The organism is Nostoc sphaeroides (assembly GCF_003443655.1).
GTDB lineage: Bacteria > Cyanobacteriota > Cyanobacteriia > Cyanobacteriales > Nostocaceae > Nostoc > Nostoc sphaeroides.
In genome coordinates, this window is the sequence record NZ_CP031941.1 from 4,782,604 (window position 1) to 4,799,604 (window position 17,001).

Genomic DNA, 17,001 nt, shown 5'->3' on the forward strand with positions numbered 1-17,001 from the left:
GAACGTTTTCGTTTCAAGTGAGAATGTTTTGGTTTTAAACGAGAAGTGTTTGGTTTGAAGTGAGAATGTTCTGGTTGAAAACGAGAAGTGTTTGGTTTGAAGTGAGAATGTTCTGGTTGAAAACGAGAAGTTTTTGGTTTGAAGTGAGAATGTTTTCGTTTGAAGCCGGAAAGTTTGTGTTTAGAACTAAACAGTTGTAGGTTAAAGAGCAATAGGGTTTGTAGGGCTTCTCGGTTGAGTTGAATACAGACCTAACCCCCAGCCCCTTCCCTACAAGGGAAGGGGAGTAAGATTCAAAGGCTCTTTCCTTTTACGAGAGAGGAATGGAAGTGAGGTCAAAGTGTATTGTATACAAACGAGAACCGCTATAGATAAAGAGAATCGTAGCGACTAAGTAAGTCGGGGATCTTCATTAGGAGGATGTAAGCTAGCTTGAACCCAAAAACCCCGCGCACTCTGAATGGAGTCATCTAGATTTTGGTATCAAATGGTCTACTGTAAATCTGGTTGTGGAAATACGTTCGGGAGAATGGCAATACTCACACAAATAATTGGCGCGTTTACGGACAATTTCTTTAGTAGCATCATCAATCATTGTGTTGAGCTACTAGCATCGCGTTGATATGGGTGAAAATTCTATCTAGTTCTCCAATTTCTTCAAGTGCGATCGCTTCTTCTGGAGTTAGTAAATCAGCTTTTTTGCGTTCTAAAAGTTCTTCCATCCGTGCTTGCAGTTCATCATTAAATTTGAATAGGTTAAATTTATCCAGCTTTTCTATTCTGATACTGCCAATCAAGGATGAAGGTCTAGCAATTACGGTTGTCATAGTCAGCACGATACAATTTATGATATGTGTTTCTCTAAAGATATTGTATCAAGTAAAAATTCTATAAATATCTTTACGATGTGCGACTCTTAGCTATGTTGTACCATCGCTTCATTCAAAAATCCCGGCAACTTTGGATAAAAGGAGGTTTTCATCCTCCCTCTGAAGATCCACGACAAGAAAAATAGAAACCTTGCACTGTTCAGATCCCCGACTTTTTTGAAAAGTCGGGGATCTAAGTTAGATAGGGGTTATTGCGTTAAAATTTGACGGCTTAAAATACTCATTACCTCTCCTGGGTTGGCGGTTGGTAGCAGTGGACTCCAATCTCCTACACTGGCATAGCCAATTACCTGCAAGTAGTGAATTGTACTGCTAACGGCTTTGGGAGAACCAATCAGTAGATGCTTAATCGGTTCTCTGTTGGGAAATGGCTGTGCAGTTGATTCCTTGTGGGTGGGTGTATCTAAATTTTCACCCAGGTATTGCTTTAACTGTGATTGGGCAGACTTTTGTAATTGTGCCATCATTGTATTTGTCTCCTGATAAAGGGGCTAGATAAGGGCGATCGCATTCTTCTTTCCGGGATTGGGCGATCGCCTTTATCATGTCTTTATATTAAAGTATCAAATTATACCTATCAACTGCAAACTTGAAAATTATTATTAATAATTTTCAAGTTTTAACGGGAATAAATTAGCCTGAGTTTTGGTAATATTAGCAATATTAATTAACAAAAATACTCTCAACTTTTGGCTGTAATTGGTATTATTTAAGATTTCATATTTCTAAAAAAAATGCTAGATTTAGCAAATTTTTCGCTAATCTAGCAAACCTAAATTATTTACAGGAAGTCTAATCTTCTGGCTCAATTCCTGCCGCCCGCAATTGTGCTGCTAGTCGTTGAGCACGTTGGCGTTCTTGTTCGGCGCGTTGGCGTTCCTGTTCGGCGCGTTGGCGTTCCTGTTGGGCTAACTCGGAACCCCAAGGCAAAAGGTTTCCTTGTTCATCCCACCACCGTAACCACTTTCCTGTGCGGTTTTCACGAGTACCTTGCGACACTCCAAGGTAAAGATTCATTTCTGCTATCCAATAGCGTTGATTTTCATCAGGCTCTTGCAAAATGTACTGTTCTGTGCTTTCTAGGCGATACATCTCGAAACTACCGCTATCTGGTTCAAAGATGATGTAGTTTGGTACTTTTAAAATGCGCTCGTAGAAAAACCATTTTCCTGGGGGATATGTCGCTTTGATAGAATACTCTGTCTCCTGTGTATCGGAAACAAATTCCATCACAATTACGGGAATGTCACCCTGTAATTGAGGGGTGTAACTGCGTATTACTTCTTCTCTACTAACATTAATTTTGGCAATGAAAGCCCAATCAGGGGCTTTAATGACCATTTTGTTGTTTAAAGTGGCACAAATGCCGTAATTAGTTGTTGTTAGGGCGTTAGCTGAAATTTTTCCGGCTAATTGTAGGCTTTCTGTGAGTGCAGCAGCTAAGGCTGGTTGGTTGATGTTGTCCACTGGATCGTCTGGTAGTTTGTAATCATCGGGTAGTTTTTCCCAAGTGATTTGGTAGCCTTGGGTGAGGGTTGTCATGGCGGGTTTTCCTTTGGGGTGTAAAAGGGACTGTTGAGTTAGGAGTTTGGAGTTTGGAGTTAGGAGTTTGGAGTTAGGAGTTTGGAGTTTGGAGTTAGGAGTTTGGAGTTAGGAGTTTGGAGTTAGGAGTTTGGAGTTAGGAGTTTGGAGTTAGGAGTTTGGAGTTAGGAGTTTGGAGTTATTCTCCCTCATCTCTCTGATCTCCCTCATCTTCCCCGTTATCCTTACTCATCTTCATCGGGTTCTAAATCGTCGGCTGTCAATTCTTGATGCGGGATGGCGGCGATAATTGCATCTATAACTTTAGAGACGGGTAATATTTCAATATTCAAGTCGGGGAATTTTGTTCCTTTTGGCACGATCGCTCTTTTAAATCCCAACTTAGCAGCTTCTTTTAACCGCAGTTCCATTTGGGAAACCGATCGCACTTGTCCGCCTAATCCAACTTCACCGATTAATACTGTACCGGGATCGACGATGCGATCGCGGAAACTGGCTACGATCGCGATCGCAATTCCCAAATCTACCGCCGGTTCTTCTACATTCAACCCACCCGCAGAAGCAACGTAAGAATCTAACTTGGACATGGGAATTCCCACCCGTTTTTCTAAGACGGCGAGAATTTGCACTAGGCGGTTGTAGTCTACGCCAGTTCCAGCCCGCCGGGGTGAGGGGTAGCTGGTGGGACTCACCAAAGCTTGCAACTCTACAACGATGGGGCGAGTACCTTCGCAAGCAACCACAATTGCCGTACCGGGTGCGGGATCATCACGGTTGCCTAAAAATAGCTCTGAGGGATTGGAGACTTCCCGTAGTCCCTCAGCCACCATTTCAAAAATGCCGATTTCGTGAGTTGCACCAAAACGGTTTTTTACTGTCCGTAATAACCGATGGGAGGCAAAGCGATCGCCTTCAAAATACAACACTGTATCAACTAAATGTTCTAAAACTTTTGGCCCGGCGATCGCTCCTTCTTTGGTGACGTGTCCGACAATCAGCATAGTGACATCTTCGTGCTTCGCCACCTTCATCAATGCTGCCGTACATTCCCGTACCTGAGCTACTGAACCGGGTGCAGAAGTCAACGCCGGAAAAAATACTGTTTGGATACTATCAATCACCGCCACGTTTGGCTTGAGAGAATCTATTTCCCGTAAAATCTCTTCTAAATCTGTTTCTGGCAGTACATATAAATCTGCACCTATACTGTCAGGGTCTATAGGAAGTGTAGGATCTACTACTACCTTAACATCCTCCTCATTAAGCACACTTAGGGTTTTTGATACTCCTAAACGGGAAGCTCGTAATTTTACCTGCTGTCCCGATTCTTCACCAGTTACGTAAAGGATGCGGTATTTCTGTGCTAATTGATTAGATACTTGCAGTAATAAAGTCGATTTACCAATACCCGGATCGCCGCCAATCAGTACCATCGAGCCAGGGACAACCCCACCCCCAAGCACCCGATCCAATTCTTCATAACCAGACTCCCATCGGGCAATTTGGCGATCGGTAATTTGGTCAAATGTTAAGGAGGCTCGCGCTTTAGCTGGTTTAGCGTGAGATTTGCCATTACTTTGAGTTGATTGCCAACCACTCACTCCCCCTCGACTGGGTACATCTACTGAGGATTGAATAGTGATCTGTTCTTCTAGAGAGTTGTAAGTGCCGCAACCTGGACATTTACCAAACCACTGGGGCGATTCTGCTCCACATTCATTACACACAAAAAAGGTTTTTGGCTTTGCCATTCTTAAATCTTATTAAATAATCTTAATATTTACTTAATTCTTGAAAAAAACTAAAATCCAATAATAGTAGTATTTAGAGCTTTTTCCAAATCAATTGATGGAATGATATCTTAATATTATGGTATTAAAAATTAATCATGTAAATTTTTAGTGAAGGAGCGTTGAGAAACTTGGAAAGCCATAAAGAAAAAATCTTGGTGGTAGACGACGAAGCCAGCATTCGCCGGATTTTGGAAACGCGCCTTTCGATGATTGGCTACGATGTAGTGACGGCTGGCGATGGGGAAGAAGCATTAGATATTTTCCGCAAAACTGATCCTGACCTGGTAGTTTTAGATGTAATGATGCCAAAGCTAGACGGCTATGGTGTATGTCAAGAATTACGAAAAGAATCAGATGTCCCGATTATTATGCTAACAGCCTTGGGGGACGTGGCCGATCGCATCACCGGTCTAGAATTGGGTGCTGATGACTACGTAGTTAAACCATTTTCCCCCAAAGAGCTAGAAGCTCGAATTCGCTCGGTGTTGCGGCGGGTAGATAAAACCGGTGGATCTGGCATTCCCAGTTCTGGCGTAATCCATGTCGCTAACATTAAAATCGATACGAATAAGCGACAAGTCTACAAAGGCGATGAGCGGATTCGATTGACGGGTATGGAGTTCAGCTTGTTAGAGTTGGTAGTTAGTCGCTCTGGAGAACCTTTTTCTCGTTCAGAAATTTTGCAGGAGGTTTGGGGTTATACACCAGAGCGCCATGTTGATACCCGCGTAGTGGATGTACATATATCCCGTTTGCGGGCAAAGTTAGAAGATGATCCTAGCAATCCAGAATTGATTCTTACAGCACGAGGTACTGGTTATCTTTTCCAGCGAATTATTGAACAAGGGGAGGAGTGAGGGAGTGGATAGTTGACAGTTGACAGTTGACAGTTGACAGTTGACAGTTGACAGTTGACCAATGACCAATGACCAATGACCAATGACCAATGACCAATGACAAAACCTGATCCTAATCGAGTTTTGCGGCGTCTACCCATTGTCGTAGGTGGGCTAGGCGCTGTACTTTTGCTGATTAACCGTTTATTAACACCGGAACTAACCCAATCTCAATCGCGTGGTGATGTGATGGGTGTGATTTTGAGTGCGGTGTTAATTTTGACGGGTTTAATTTGGCAGCAAGTTCAGCCGCGATCGCCTGATACTGTAGAACTAATTGGTGAAGTTGGTTTTGTACTAGCAGCAGATTTACCTGAAGCCGTGAAAACAGAGCTAGCTTGGGCATCTCATTTATTATTGACTAATACAGTCACGCGATCGCTGGTGGTTTATTATCAAGGTAAAGTTTTGTTGCGTCGCGGGATTCTGAGTACTAAATCTGAGGTTGTACCAGGAGTAATCTTAAAACAGGTACTCGAAAAACAAAAGCCGATTTATCTAGTTGCGCTAAAAGTATATCCAGGTAGATTTGAATTTGATTATTTACCAGAGAATACTCAAGGTGTAATTTGTCAACCTATTGGAAACCAAGGCGCTCTAATTTTGGGCGCGAATGCTCCTCGCAGCTACACCAAACAAGATGAAAACTGGATTGCCGGAATTGCTGATAAATTAGCCGTTACTCTTGGCTCTTAGGTGATTAGCTAGTTTAGAATTTAATTTAAAATCAGCAATCCAAAATCTAAAATTAGCCTGTACCTGAGATAAACCCACAACATTTAAACTCAGTAGCGTCAAGCTGGAAATCAGACCAGTTAAAATTTTCATAGTAACAACTTTGCGAAAACGTGTAATTTACTCTGCATATTTAGCTGCAACTTAAAATTTCGTTGGAAGGAATCTTTCGATAAGTTGGTAAACCATCTTTAAAGAGAGCAGTTTTTGTGAAAAATTAAATGCAAAACTTAACTATGCATTCAAAAAATCTAAAAGCAAGGTAGGAAAGCAAACTTATTGTGTTCTATTGATGCCAAAAACCGAATTCATTAGTCTAGTACAGCAAAGTTAAAAAACACCACTTCAGCTTGATACTATAGGATTAATTAACTTAAGACAATACTTAAGGGACTTCCAAGTAAAAAAATATTCCATTGCTATTGTTCACTGTTGACCGTTGACGGTTCACGAGTTTTCAGTCAACAGTCAACAGTCAACAGTCAACAGTCAACAGTCAACAGTCAACAGTCAACGACTTGAATGTGGAATAATTTATTTTTTGGAGTTCCCTAAGTATAAAGAAATAATAATCTCTCTCAACAAATAATTATCGGATTTTTTCAGCCTTTAATCAGCTTTATTTACGGTAAACTGAACAGCAAGCGCCTTACTTGCGGTTTGTTTACTATTTATCATCATCTTACCCAGATACAATATGCAGTAGACCCTATTACTTACTCGGAAATTTAGAAATTTACAATTCTATTTATGCAAATTATTTATTGGCTATTACTGGCTGTAATGCTTGTGGGTATCATTGGTGCTGTAGTTCCTGCCATTCCTGGTAGCAGCTTAATTTTAATTGCAATTATCGTCTGGGGAATCGTTAGTAGTTCTTTTGCGGCTATCAAGATTCCCTTAATTGTGACGGTTATAGTTTTACTGCTCAGTATTGGAGTGGATTTTTTAGCTAGTTATGTGGGAGCAAAACAAGCTGGAGCTAGCAAGTGGGGGCAAATTGGCGCAATTGTCGGTTTGGTGGTGGGTTTTTTGGGATTATTGCCAACATTGCCTTTTGGTGGGCCACTGTTAGGAATTTTACTAGGCCCGCTTTTGGGAGCAATTATCGGTGAGTATCTTTACCGACGTGAATTCGGATTGGCGATTAAAGCGGGTATAGGAATTGTAGTCGGCTCTTTGGTTGGAAATTTGATTCAAGGGCTGTTAGCGATCGCCGCAGTTGTAGTTTTCGTTGTGACAACTTGGCCGCAGGTATTTGGCTCTTAGCAATTCCAAAGGTCTAGCATATTTGAGAAGAGTAATAAATAGCTAGCAGTTAGCTATTTATTACAAACATGCAATTTGATAAAAGACTATCCATAGTACAATACCGTTCAGTTAAGCCCAAAAATCTTGGTAAAGACGCGAAATTTCTCGTCTCTACAGGTTTAAAATCAGTACCCAAAATCCTTAACTGAACTGTATTGATCCATAGTAAACAAACACAGAAGTTCCTCTCCTTGATTCTACAAGAGCAACCGTTTAACTAAGTATTTGTAACTAGAGACATTATAGAAGATCCAGTGCATACTCCATTTATCTAAAATATGGTTGAGTAATTCTAAGTATATAAAATTACTGTTTTGTTGAGACTATGTAAACAGTCTTTCTTAAAGCCAGAGCGATCGCCAACAATTTAAAGCTTATGGAGTCTGAAATATACGAAGTACACATATATAAGAAATTAAAATTTCATGAAGGATAGTAATGGCTTAAAGATGCGATGAAGACCACTCAGTAAATATTGCAGGCTCTAAGTCTATGTGATTTTATGGAGATAAGAAATACATCACGCAAGTTTTGCTTTCACTGACAGTATTTTCCATAAATTACTGAGATTAGGGACTTCCAAGTAAAAAAATATTCCATTGCTATTGTTCACTGTTGACCGTTGACGGTTCACGAGTTTTCAGTCAACAGTCAACAGTCAACAGTCAACGACTTGAATGTGGAATAATTTATTTTTTGGAGTTCCCTTAAAAGTAAAGCAATTGCTCTGATTTAAAGTTATTACTAGGAGCCTAAAACTATAATGATTAATTTAAAATCTAGATTACTAAATGCAACTCTAGCCATTACTGCTGCAATTCCTTTAGCTACTGCTGGGTTGTTTACATCTACTGGTTCAGCACAAGCTGCTGCACTCAATGGCGGTTTTAATTACGGTAGTGCTGGGTTTCCTGCTACTACGGTTACAGTGTCCAAAACATCCTTAAAATTTGACCCTAGCCCTGGTTTAGCCTCACTATCATTACGAAGTGGACATTTTACAGCATTCAACGCAGCTAGCATATTTAACGTTACAACTAACCCTTTAGCAGCTGGTTCTCTTTTTCTTGACTTAGGTGTATTTGCAACCCCTGGCACTCTCACAGATGGAGCAAATACATTTCGTTTGACAGCTTTCAATACCCCGACATTCTCTATACAGAGTGCAGGAACAAATGTAAGAGTGAATTACCTTGGATTCTTTGATGATGGAGCTGGTAACAAAACCAATGCAGAGGGATACATCACTTTTGTTACTCAAGATACTGATGCAGAAGGAACTTACAATAGTGGTAAAACGTTTGATGCAACCTTTACAGGTCTTGCGGTAAGTACAGTTCCCGAACCAGCTGCATTATTAGGCTTGGGTGCAGTAGGTGCAGTAATGGCTATGTCTCGCCGACGCAAAAGTTTCGCTCAATAGACCTAATTCTAAATATAAAAAAGTTACTTTTAGCAACTAAAAGTAACTCTAATTTATCAATTCGATTTGGTTGGAATACAAAATTTTCCCAACCAGGTCGAATTTTTTTATCCGGTCAGACGAATCTATATTAAAGGTGAATTTATTTAACCTGAAATAGACTTAAACTGATTGCAAAGATTGTTTTGCTTCAGTTGCGATCGCTTCCATTTCATCATTAGCTAGAGTTTCTAATATAGATTTAGCTTCTGCACTACCCAAACGGGCCAAGGCTTGTACAACTCTGTAACGAATTTGCCAATCTGGATTGGTAGCATAGGGAGCCAACAAAGGAACTGCTTGTAAATCTCCCAAGTCACCTAAAGAACTAATAGCAGCAGTTTGGACTAATTCGTTTTCTGATGAAAGTGCCTCTTTGAGTAGTTCAAAGGCTCGTGGATCGCCCAACTCTCCTAATGTGGCGATAATACTGAATTGTATTAGCCATTCAGTGGTTGTATGGTAAAGGTGTTGCAAGTCTTCAAAAGCTTCATGTAACTTCAAAGCGCCCAAACAGTCTGCTGCTGCTGCTTGGACATCTACTTCGGAGTCATGAAGCAAGCGATCGCGCAAGATATCCAAAGATAACTGTAAATCTTGTGTTCCGAGTGTATCCATTTGACTCACCGCCGAGTACCGCACACGGGAATTGGGATCGCCAATAGCACTTTGAATTAATTCAAAGGCGATCGCAGGTTCCAGTTCGCGGATTTGATTTACTGCACGTAAGCGATCGCCTAAATTCTCAGAACTGAGCAATTGCTGAACAGACTCTGGAGTAATACTCATTTAGTTATCCTGATTTTCAAAGGTGTAAAAAATAGTCATGAGTCAACAGTCAAAAAACTCTTGACAAATGACAAATGACAAATGATTAATCTTGACTTGCTGCCATTGCCCGAATAATATCACCACGAGTCAGGATACCAATTACTTGATTCGTGCCGTCAAGTACTGGCAAGCGGTGAACGCTGCGATCGTGCATAATCGTAGCGGCTTGGCTTAAAGTTTTATCAGGGGAAATAGCGATCGGGTTTTTACTCATCACCTCCCCAACGGTTTGCCCTAAAGCCTTGTGCAAATCACGTTCATAAGTAGCAGGATTTTTTAAATAGATAACGCTATCAAGAAACATGATGTACGCAGGTGGAGTAACACCAGTTTCTTGCCACATCAAATCAGTTTCTGATATAATACCCACCAATTTACCGACATCATCCACAACAGGTAGTCCACTGATGTGGCGTTCTGCGAGAATTTGGATAGCTTCCTTCAGTGGAGTTTCCACCCGAACGACAATAGGATCGCGGCTCATCACATCGGCAACGGTTTTAGGCATTTATTTATTTACACTTTTAATCAAAGTCCCTCCGCTTATTGTAGAAAATTGCGGGACTCAACCTGATGCAATTAATAGATTGTTACGGTATTGGGCATTGGGCATTGGGCATTGGGCATTGATATATTAATAATTCTTCTTCCCCTGCTCCCTCATCTCCCTCATCTCCCTCATCTCCCCACTCCCCACTCCCCACTCCCTTTTAAGGCAGCAATAATTTGAATATTTGCTTTAGGAAAAGTAAACTCCTCCAGTTCTTCCAAGGTTACCCAGCGAATTTCATCAGATTCCAACGGTTGGGGAATACCTGTAACATGGCGGCAGTGATGTACTGTGAGGGTAACGCGCAAGTCTGTATAGGTGTGATCAATAGTAATCAGATGCTCTCCTACTTCAATTACTATTCCCAGTTCTTCAGAAATTTCTCGTTGAATACACTCTCGGATAGTTTCACCAGGCTCAATTTTACCACCAGGAAATTCCCACAAACCACCCATTGCTCCTTCTGGACGACGGCGATCGATTAAAATTTGCTCTTGATCGTTCCAAATTACTCCAACACCAATAATTTTATGGGGTGGGAAAGAACTGGTTTCACTCATGGTTAATTGGGGAGATGATGAACTACTTTTGCTAATGGTACATTTAGGGAACTCCAAAAAATAAATTATTCCACATTCAAGTCGTTGACTGTTGACTGTTGACTGTTGACTGAAAACTCGTGAACCGTCAACGGTCAACAGTGAACAATAGCAATGGAATATTTTTTTACTTGGAAGTCCCTTATGTACTATTTATCAATAAGTTTTTTTAATTCAAGCATTTAAAAACTTGCAGCTTCTATAGTTGCCTATGGGAAAAATTTATTGTTAGTCAAAAACTTTGAAGAAGAAATCAAAGATTTTAAGCAAGTATTAAAAATACAGCGTATTTCAGGTAAATGAGGTACGGAAGTAGGGGCATGGCACTGCCATGCCCTTACAATTATCTGTACCTCACCAACTTGCAATCTGCTGTAATTGAGCCAAAGGCAGTGAAAAAAACGTATGGGTAGATACTCTAGAGCAGTTAATACGGGATGACGAGGGATACTAACTTCTAATAACAAAACTCCGCAGACTACTTTGAACTCTGCCGAGTTTAGATTTATTGCAAAGGTCGTCTAGCCCTATTTCTTTATCCACAAATGTGTATTAATCATTTAGCAATACGCCTCTAGTTGAACTAATCACCAAACTATAGGAGGTTCACAGATAAGCAAATCCAAAAACTTCGCGCTACTCTGCGCCAACCTCCGCGTTCCTCTGCGTTTAAATTTAAACCTTAATTCGTCACTGTTTTGGATATTTTAGAAATATTTAGCTGATGCATGATTGGGAATTAGGAGCAAAGATTTCGCAGAGGCTTATTTTAAATTTATATCACTATGAATGTGACTAGCTATAAACCCAACAACAATATTGAATTTACCATTACATTTCTAGTCAATTTCGCTGCTGTTGGTTTCAGATCCTTGTAGAGCGATTTCAAAATCCATTCTCTGTTCAGCGTTACGCAAGAAATAACCACTAATCATAGCAGAAGCCAGAAGCCGACCCAGACTTTCTCGACTGGTAGTTACAGTAACGCCAAAGCTTTCTGAAGGTAAATTACCCAATAGTCCTGTAATATTCCGTTCCATCACCTGAAAAACTTCGGCAGATGTGGGTTTAGATAGTTGGGTAACTGTTTCAGGACTCAAAGATTTAACATACTGCCATAGCAAATCGCTAGTTTCCGATTCGCTATTGAAAAATTCTGAGACACGATTGGATGGGTTATTCATTTTTTAGCTCCTTAACTCCACTACTAGCTGCGGTGCTTGTGTTTGAAGATTAAATGTCTGTTTTGGATTAGACTTAGCTAGCTATTTCGTCTTCCTGTCAACTAATGTAACAAGCTAGCGTAAGAGTGGAAGTAGGCGTAACCGTACCAAAGTCAGCGTATTTTCTCACCCATTGGTCAGCCCCTTCCCTACGGGACGCTGCGCGAACGGGGAAGTCAAAAGTCAAAAGTCAAAAGTCAAAAATTTACCAACCCCATAAATAAATTTAGTTGCTCTGAATCAACTTACGTAGTATTTCTTGCACTGCGTGTCACTACATACATATTTTTTATTTTCCATAAATAAATTTACTTGCTCTCTACCTTTTTATTTCTGGTCATTAGTCCTTTGTAAATAACTCACAACAAAGGACTAATGACTAATGACTAACTTGCCAAATATTCACCCATATTGGCTTTAGACTTGCGAAGTTTAGTTAAAGCTTCCCGCTCAATTTGCCGGACTCGTTCTCGGCTGATGTTCAAAATTTCACCAATTCTAGCCAGCGTCAGGGCTTGCCCATCAGTTAAGCCAAAGCGCAGCGTAATCACTTCCTTCTGTTGTGGCGTGAGGTCACCCATCAGGCGATCTAAGTCATAAGATAGGGAAGATTGCATGACAAACTCTTCTGGAGATGCTCCTGGATCTTCCAGCATTTCTCCAAGTTCGGTGTCGTAATTATCACCCAGCCGCAAATCTAAGGAAAGGGGCAAACGCGCCTTTTCTAGATACTCTCGCACTTGTTTGGGGGTCAATTCTAATTCTTCAGCTAGCTCCCCAGCTGTCGGAGCGCGTCCCAATTTTTGAGACAATTGACGCTGTGCCTTTTTAATCTTATTTAATTTTTCAGTGATATGGATAGGCAGCCGAATCGTGCGGGCTTTTTCGGCAATAGCACGGGTGATAGCTTGCCGAATCCACCAATAGGCATAAGTAGAAAATCTATACCCTTTGGTAGGGTCAAACTTTTCCACGCCCCGTTGCATACCAATACTACCTTCTTGGATCAAGTCCAGTAAATCGACGTTGCGCTTTATGTACTTTTTGGCAACGGAGACTACCAGCCGCAAATTGGCTTCTACCATCTTACGCTTGGCAATCTCACCATCAGCGATCGCTTCGTTCAACTCTGCTGGTTCTAGCTTTGTCGTTTTGGCCCACTCTTCTAAAGTCGGTTGACGACCTAGCTGGGTGGCAAGAGATTCCCTTGATTCGTGCAAAGCGCAGGAACGTTGCACCTGTTTACCATAGAAAATCTCTTCCTCGTGTGTTAAGAGTGGCACACGGCCAATCTCACGCAGGTAAGTCCGCACGAGGTCTGTGGCTGTCTGAGCGGTCTTCATGGCGCTACTCTTTGGTAATGATGGGTTTGGCGGTAGGGTCATTAAGGGATAGATGCTTTTTTAGGGTGCTACCCAGTCAGACTGGGAACCTATGGTATGGTTTGCAACTTACGCATCCGAGAAACTCGGCTGCTCATAATAATCAAATTTAGGCTTCTTAACTGCTAAAAGTTACAGTTATTTCCTACTTTTCACAAGTATCTAGAGTTAGATAAATGGTAGCTTCTTAAACATTTTTTTATTGGAGCCTTATTAACAATTGTAACATTTATGAGAATATTTTGGCTAGATGGCGACATTAAATTTCCTGGTTGTTCCAGTTCAGGCAACGTCGCCCTTTCTCTCCAGGCTGACTAGAAGTCAATTTAAGAAATTCTCAGGTTCAAATAATTTTCCTCATATTTGTTAAAGTATCTCTAATGAGAACTATAGTCATTCTCTTATAACAATTACTTAATTTTTGTGGGGAGTGGGGAGTGGGGAATGGGGAATGGTTATTCTCCTTGTCTCCCTCATCTCCCCAATTCCAAACTCCTAACTCCTAACTCCCTACTCCCTACTCCCTCGCAATCGGGCAATACTCTTGAATGGTTTTTACGTCCAAAGTCGTATTTTGTAAAGAACGGATGGCGGCGACGGTAGCTTTCGCGCCCGCGATGGTAGTAATTATGGGAATTTTGTAAGCTAAAGCTGTGCGGCGAATTAACCTAGCATCAGTGTGGGCTTCTTCTCCTGAAGGTGTGTTGATAATAAGTTGGATTTTCTGGTTTTTGATTGCATCTAGGACGTGGGGACGGCCTTCGTGGAGTTTTAACACTAATTGAATATTTAACCCTTGTTCGAGAAGAACTCGCCGTGTACCAACGGTAGCCATCACTGTAAAGCCCAAATCGATAAACTCTTTCACCACACCACTGGCAGCAGCTTTATCGCGATCGCTCATTGATACAAATACAGTTCCACTTAGCGGTAAACGCTCCCCAGCACCTAATTCTGCTTTGGCAAAGGCCCGGCCAAAGTCGCTGTCAATCCCCATCACCTCACCAGTGGATCTCATTTCTGGGCCCAATATTGTATCAGTTCCGGGGAATTTATTAAAGGGTAATACTGCTTCTTTTACAGCAATATGTGTCGGAATAACTTCCTCGGTAAAATGTAGCTCCTCTAAAGTTTTACCCGACATAATTAAGGACGCTAGTTTTGCCAACTGTATGCCCGTTGCTTTAGAAACAAATGGGACTGTGCGGGAAGCGCGGGGGTTGGCTTCTAAAATGTAAACTTGGGGAGAATAACTGCTTGCGCCGACAACGGCAAATTGGATATTCATCAACCCCACAACTGACAGCGCTTGCGCTAGCTGCACCGTCCATGTGCGAATTTGATTGAGAACTGCTGGTGATAGAGAAATTGAAGGTAAAGAACAAGCGGAATCTCCTGAGTGAATCCCCGCTTGCTCAATGTGTTCCATGATGCCACCAATCACCACCCGTCCGGTATGATCGGCGATCGCATCTACATCCACTTCGATCGCATTTTCCAAAAACTTATCAATCAAAATCGGATGTTCTGGTTCTATGAGTACCGCAAAGCTCATGTAGCGTTCCAACTCAGAATCGGAATAGACGATTTCCATCGCTCGTCCCCCTAACACATAGCTGGGACGCACCACCACCGGATAGCCAATCCGTTTGGCGACAATCAGCGCGTCTTCATAACTCCGCGCAATACCATTAGGCGGTTGGGCAATATTCAACTCTTGGAGAATCTTTTCAAACCGCTCCCGGTTTTCTGCCATGTCGATGGAATCTGGCGATGTACCCCAAATTTTAGTAAGGAGTCCAGAAGTGTCATTGTTAAGAAACTCTTGTAAAGGAATAGCCAACTTTAGCGGTGTTTGTCCGCCAAACTGGATTATTACCCCGACTGGATTTTCAGTTTCGATAATGTTAAGAACATCTTCTTTTGTTAAAGGCTCAAAGTAAAGGCGATCGCTGGTATCGTAGTCGGTCGAAACCGTCTCTGGGTTAGAGTTGACCATAATCGTCTCATACCCCGCTTTCTTCAAAGCATAAGCGGCGTGACAACAACAATAATCAAACTCAATTCCCTGTCCAATCCGGTTGGGGCCACCACCCAAAATCAATACTTTTGGCTTGGTTGCGGGTAAAACCTCTGTTTCTTCTTCGTAGGTAGAATAATAGTAGGGAGTAAACGCTTCAAACTCAGCAGCGCAGGTATCTACGGTTTTGTAAACTGGGATAATTCCTAGTGACTTGCGGTAGGCGCGAACTTCATCTTCGGTGGTTTTGGTGGCATAGGCAATTTGGCGATCGCTATATCCGTCCCGCTTCACCTCATAAAGTTGCTCTTTTGTCAACTGCTGCAAAGGTGTCCGCTTCAGAAATTTCTCAACATCTAGTAGTTGCTGAAATTTATCTAGGAACCACGGATCAATACCAGTCAGTTCGTAGATTTCCTCAGCAGTAATCCCTAGTTGCAAGGCATGGCGCACGGAGAAAATGCGATCGGGGTTAGGTGTCCGCAGTTGGGCGCGGATTTGTTCACCACTGGGTAATTTTTCGGCTTTGTCGCAACCCCAACCAGCGCGTCCGGTTTCGAGCGATCGCAGCGCCTTTTGGAAGGATTCGTTGAATGTACGCCCAATTGCCATTACTTCCCCGACAGATTTCATTTGGGTTGTCAGTACTGGATCAGATCCGGGGAATTTTTCAAAGGCGAAGCGGGGAATTTTTGTCACCACATAGTCAATTGTCGGCTCAAAGGACGCGGGAGTTTTCTTGGTGATGTCATTTTTAATTTCATCCAAGGTGTAGCCCACAGCCAATTTTGCGGCCATTTTGGCGATGGGAAAACCCGTGGCTTTGGAAGATAAAGCCGAACTGCGGGAAACGCGGGGGTTCATCTCAATTACAACCACATCCCCATTAACCGGATTGACGGCAAATTGAATATTAGAACCGCCAGTTTCCACACCGATCTCGCGGATGATTTTAATTGCCATATCCCGCAGCCTTTGATATTCTTTATCAGTGAGGGTTTGCGCGGGAGCGACGGTAATTGAGTCTCCGGTGTGGATGCCCATAGGGTCAAGGTTTTCGATGGAGCAGATAATCACCACGTTATCTGCCAAATCACGCATTACTTCGAGTTCATATTCTTTCCAGCCGAGTAAAGACTGGTCAATGAGAATTTGCGAAACGGGGCTGGCATCTATACCTACCTGTGCCATTTCTTCAAATTCTTCTTGGTTGTAAGCAATACCGCCGCCACTTCCACCCATCGTGAAAGCTGGACGAATAATTAGGGGATAAGTACCAATCTGGCGGGCAACAGCTTTGGCTTCTTCCAAAGATTCGGCTGTATCGCTGGGACACACAGCTACCCCAATCCTTGCCATTGCTTCACCAAACAGTTTTCGATCTTCGGCTTTTTCGATCGCTGGTAGTTTAGCGCCGATTAACTCAACGCCGTACTTTTCCAACACCCCATTTTTGGCTAAAGCAACGGCGAGATTGAGGGCGGTTTGTCCTCCCATCGTTGGTAGGAGAGCATCAGGGCGTTCTTTTTCAATGACTTTTTCGACCAATTCTGGAGTTAACGGCTCAATGTAAGTGCGATCGGCCGTTTCTGGGTCGGTCATAATTGTTGCAGGGTTGGAGTTGACCAAAACCACTTCATAGCCTTCTTCTCGCAGCGCTTTACAGGCTTGAGTGCCAGAGTAGTCAAACTCACAGGCTTGTCCAATCACAATTGGGCCAGAGCCTAACAGTAGAATCTTCCGGAGGTCATCACGGCGGGGCATAGT

Annotated in this window: 15 protein-coding genes; 4 read left to right on the top strand and 11 right to left on the bottom strand. The window is 42.2% G+C overall.

The window, feature by feature from the left end; genetic code table 11:
• Positions 1-466 precede the first annotated feature (466 nt).
• From D1367_RS21285 to radA, 5 genes are all read right to left on the bottom strand, one after another.
• Entirely contained in the window at positions 467-595 is a 129-nt protein-coding gene (locus D1367_RS21285; RefSeq protein WP_118168132.1) for an HNH endonuclease, read from the bottom strand.
• A complete protein-coding gene (locus D1367_RS21290) occupies positions 588-827 on the bottom strand; it encodes a hypothetical protein (RefSeq protein ID WP_118168133.1) in 240 nt (79 codons plus the stop codon). Before D1367_RS21290 ends, D1367_RS21285 begins: the two co-directional genes overlap by 8 nt.
• A 251-nt stretch (positions 828-1,078) precedes the next feature.
• The gene (locus D1367_RS21300; RefSeq protein WP_118168134.1) at positions 1,079-1,357 is read right to left on the bottom strand and encodes a hypothetical protein; all 279 of its coding nucleotides are present in this window, start codon (positions 1,355-1,357) and stop codon (positions 1,079-1,081) included.
• Between the two features lie 325 nt (positions 1,358-1,682).
• On the bottom strand, positions 1,683-2,432 hold the full coding sequence (locus D1367_RS21305; protein WP_118168135.1) for a Uma2 family endonuclease: 750 nt from the start codon (positions 2,430-2,432) through the stop codon (positions 1,683-1,685).
• Between the two features lie 224 nt (positions 2,433-2,656).
• A complete protein-coding gene (gene radA / locus D1367_RS21310; RefSeq protein WP_118168136.1) occupies positions 2,657-4,183 on the bottom strand; it encodes a DNA repair protein RadA in 1,527 nt (508 codons plus the stop codon).
• A 170-nt stretch (positions 4,184-4,353) separates the two neighbouring features.
• On the opposite strand from radA, the gene rpaB reads away from it, so the two are divergent.
• From rpaB to D1367_RS21335, 4 genes are all read left to right on the top strand, one after another.
• Complete coding sequence (gene rpaB, locus D1367_RS21315; RefSeq protein ID WP_118168137.1) at positions 4,354-5,082, top strand: response regulator transcription factor RpaB; 729 nt, start codon at positions 4,354-4,356, stop codon at positions 5,080-5,082.
• Positions 5,083-5,178: 96 nt separating this feature from the next.
• Positions 5,179-5,817, top strand: coding sequence for a cofactor assembly of complex C subunit B (locus D1367_RS21325; protein WP_118168138.1), 639 nt, complete (start codon positions 5,179-5,181; stop codon positions 5,815-5,817).
• Between the two features lie 789 nt (positions 5,818-6,606).
• On the top strand, positions 6,607-7,125 hold the full coding sequence (locus tag D1367_RS21330; protein ID WP_118168139.1) for a DUF456 domain-containing protein: 519 nt from the start codon (positions 6,607-6,609) through the stop codon (positions 7,123-7,125).
• Between the two features lie 805 nt (positions 7,126-7,930).
• Positions 7,931-8,590 carry a PEP-CTERM sorting domain-containing protein gene (locus D1367_RS21335; RefSeq protein WP_118168140.1) on the top strand — a complete coding sequence of 220 codons (660 nt, stop codon included), beginning with the start codon at positions 7,931-7,933 and terminating at the stop codon, positions 8,588-8,590.
• Between the two features lie 162 nt (positions 8,591-8,752).
• Here the strand turns inward: D1367_RS21335 and nblB are convergent, their stop codons facing one another.
• The 6 genes from nblB to carB all read right to left on the bottom strand — a co-directional run bounded on the left by nblB (position 8,753) and on the right by carB (position 16,998).
• Positions 8,753-9,418: a phycobilisome degradation protein NblB gene (gene nblB, locus D1367_RS21340; RefSeq protein ID WP_118168141.1), complete on the bottom strand. Its 666-nt coding sequence runs from the start codon at positions 9,416-9,418 to the stop codon at positions 8,753-8,755.
• Positions 9,419-9,503: 85 nt separating this feature from the next.
• Complete coding sequence (locus D1367_RS21345; RefSeq protein ID WP_181984913.1) at positions 9,504-9,968, bottom strand: CBS domain-containing protein; 465 nt, start codon at positions 9,966-9,968, stop codon at positions 9,504-9,506.
• A gap of 170 nt (positions 9,969-10,138) precedes the next feature.
• Positions 10,139-10,570 carry an 8-oxo-dGTP diphosphatase MutT gene (mutT, locus tag D1367_RS21350; RefSeq protein ID WP_118168142.1) on the bottom strand — a complete coding sequence of 144 codons (432 nt, stop codon included), beginning with the start codon at positions 10,568-10,570 and terminating at the stop codon, positions 10,139-10,141.
• 878 nt (positions 10,571-11,448) lie between these two features.
• A complete protein-coding gene (locus tag D1367_RS21355) occupies positions 11,449-11,793 on the bottom strand; it encodes a DUF760 domain-containing protein (protein ID WP_118168143.1) in 345 nt (114 codons plus the stop codon).
• A 425-nt stretch (positions 11,794-12,218) separates the two neighbouring features.
• A complete protein-coding gene (locus D1367_RS21360; protein ID WP_118168144.1) occupies positions 12,219-13,175 on the bottom strand; it encodes an RNA polymerase sigma factor, RpoD/SigA family in 957 nt (318 codons plus the stop codon).
• 556 nt (positions 13,176-13,731) lie between these two features.
• Positions 13,732-16,998 carry a carbamoyl-phosphate synthase large subunit gene (carB, locus tag D1367_RS21365; protein ID WP_118168145.1) on the bottom strand — a complete coding sequence of 1,089 codons (3,267 nt, stop codon included), beginning with the start codon at positions 16,996-16,998 and terminating at the stop codon, positions 13,732-13,734.
• Positions 16,999-17,001 lie beyond the last annotated feature (3 nt).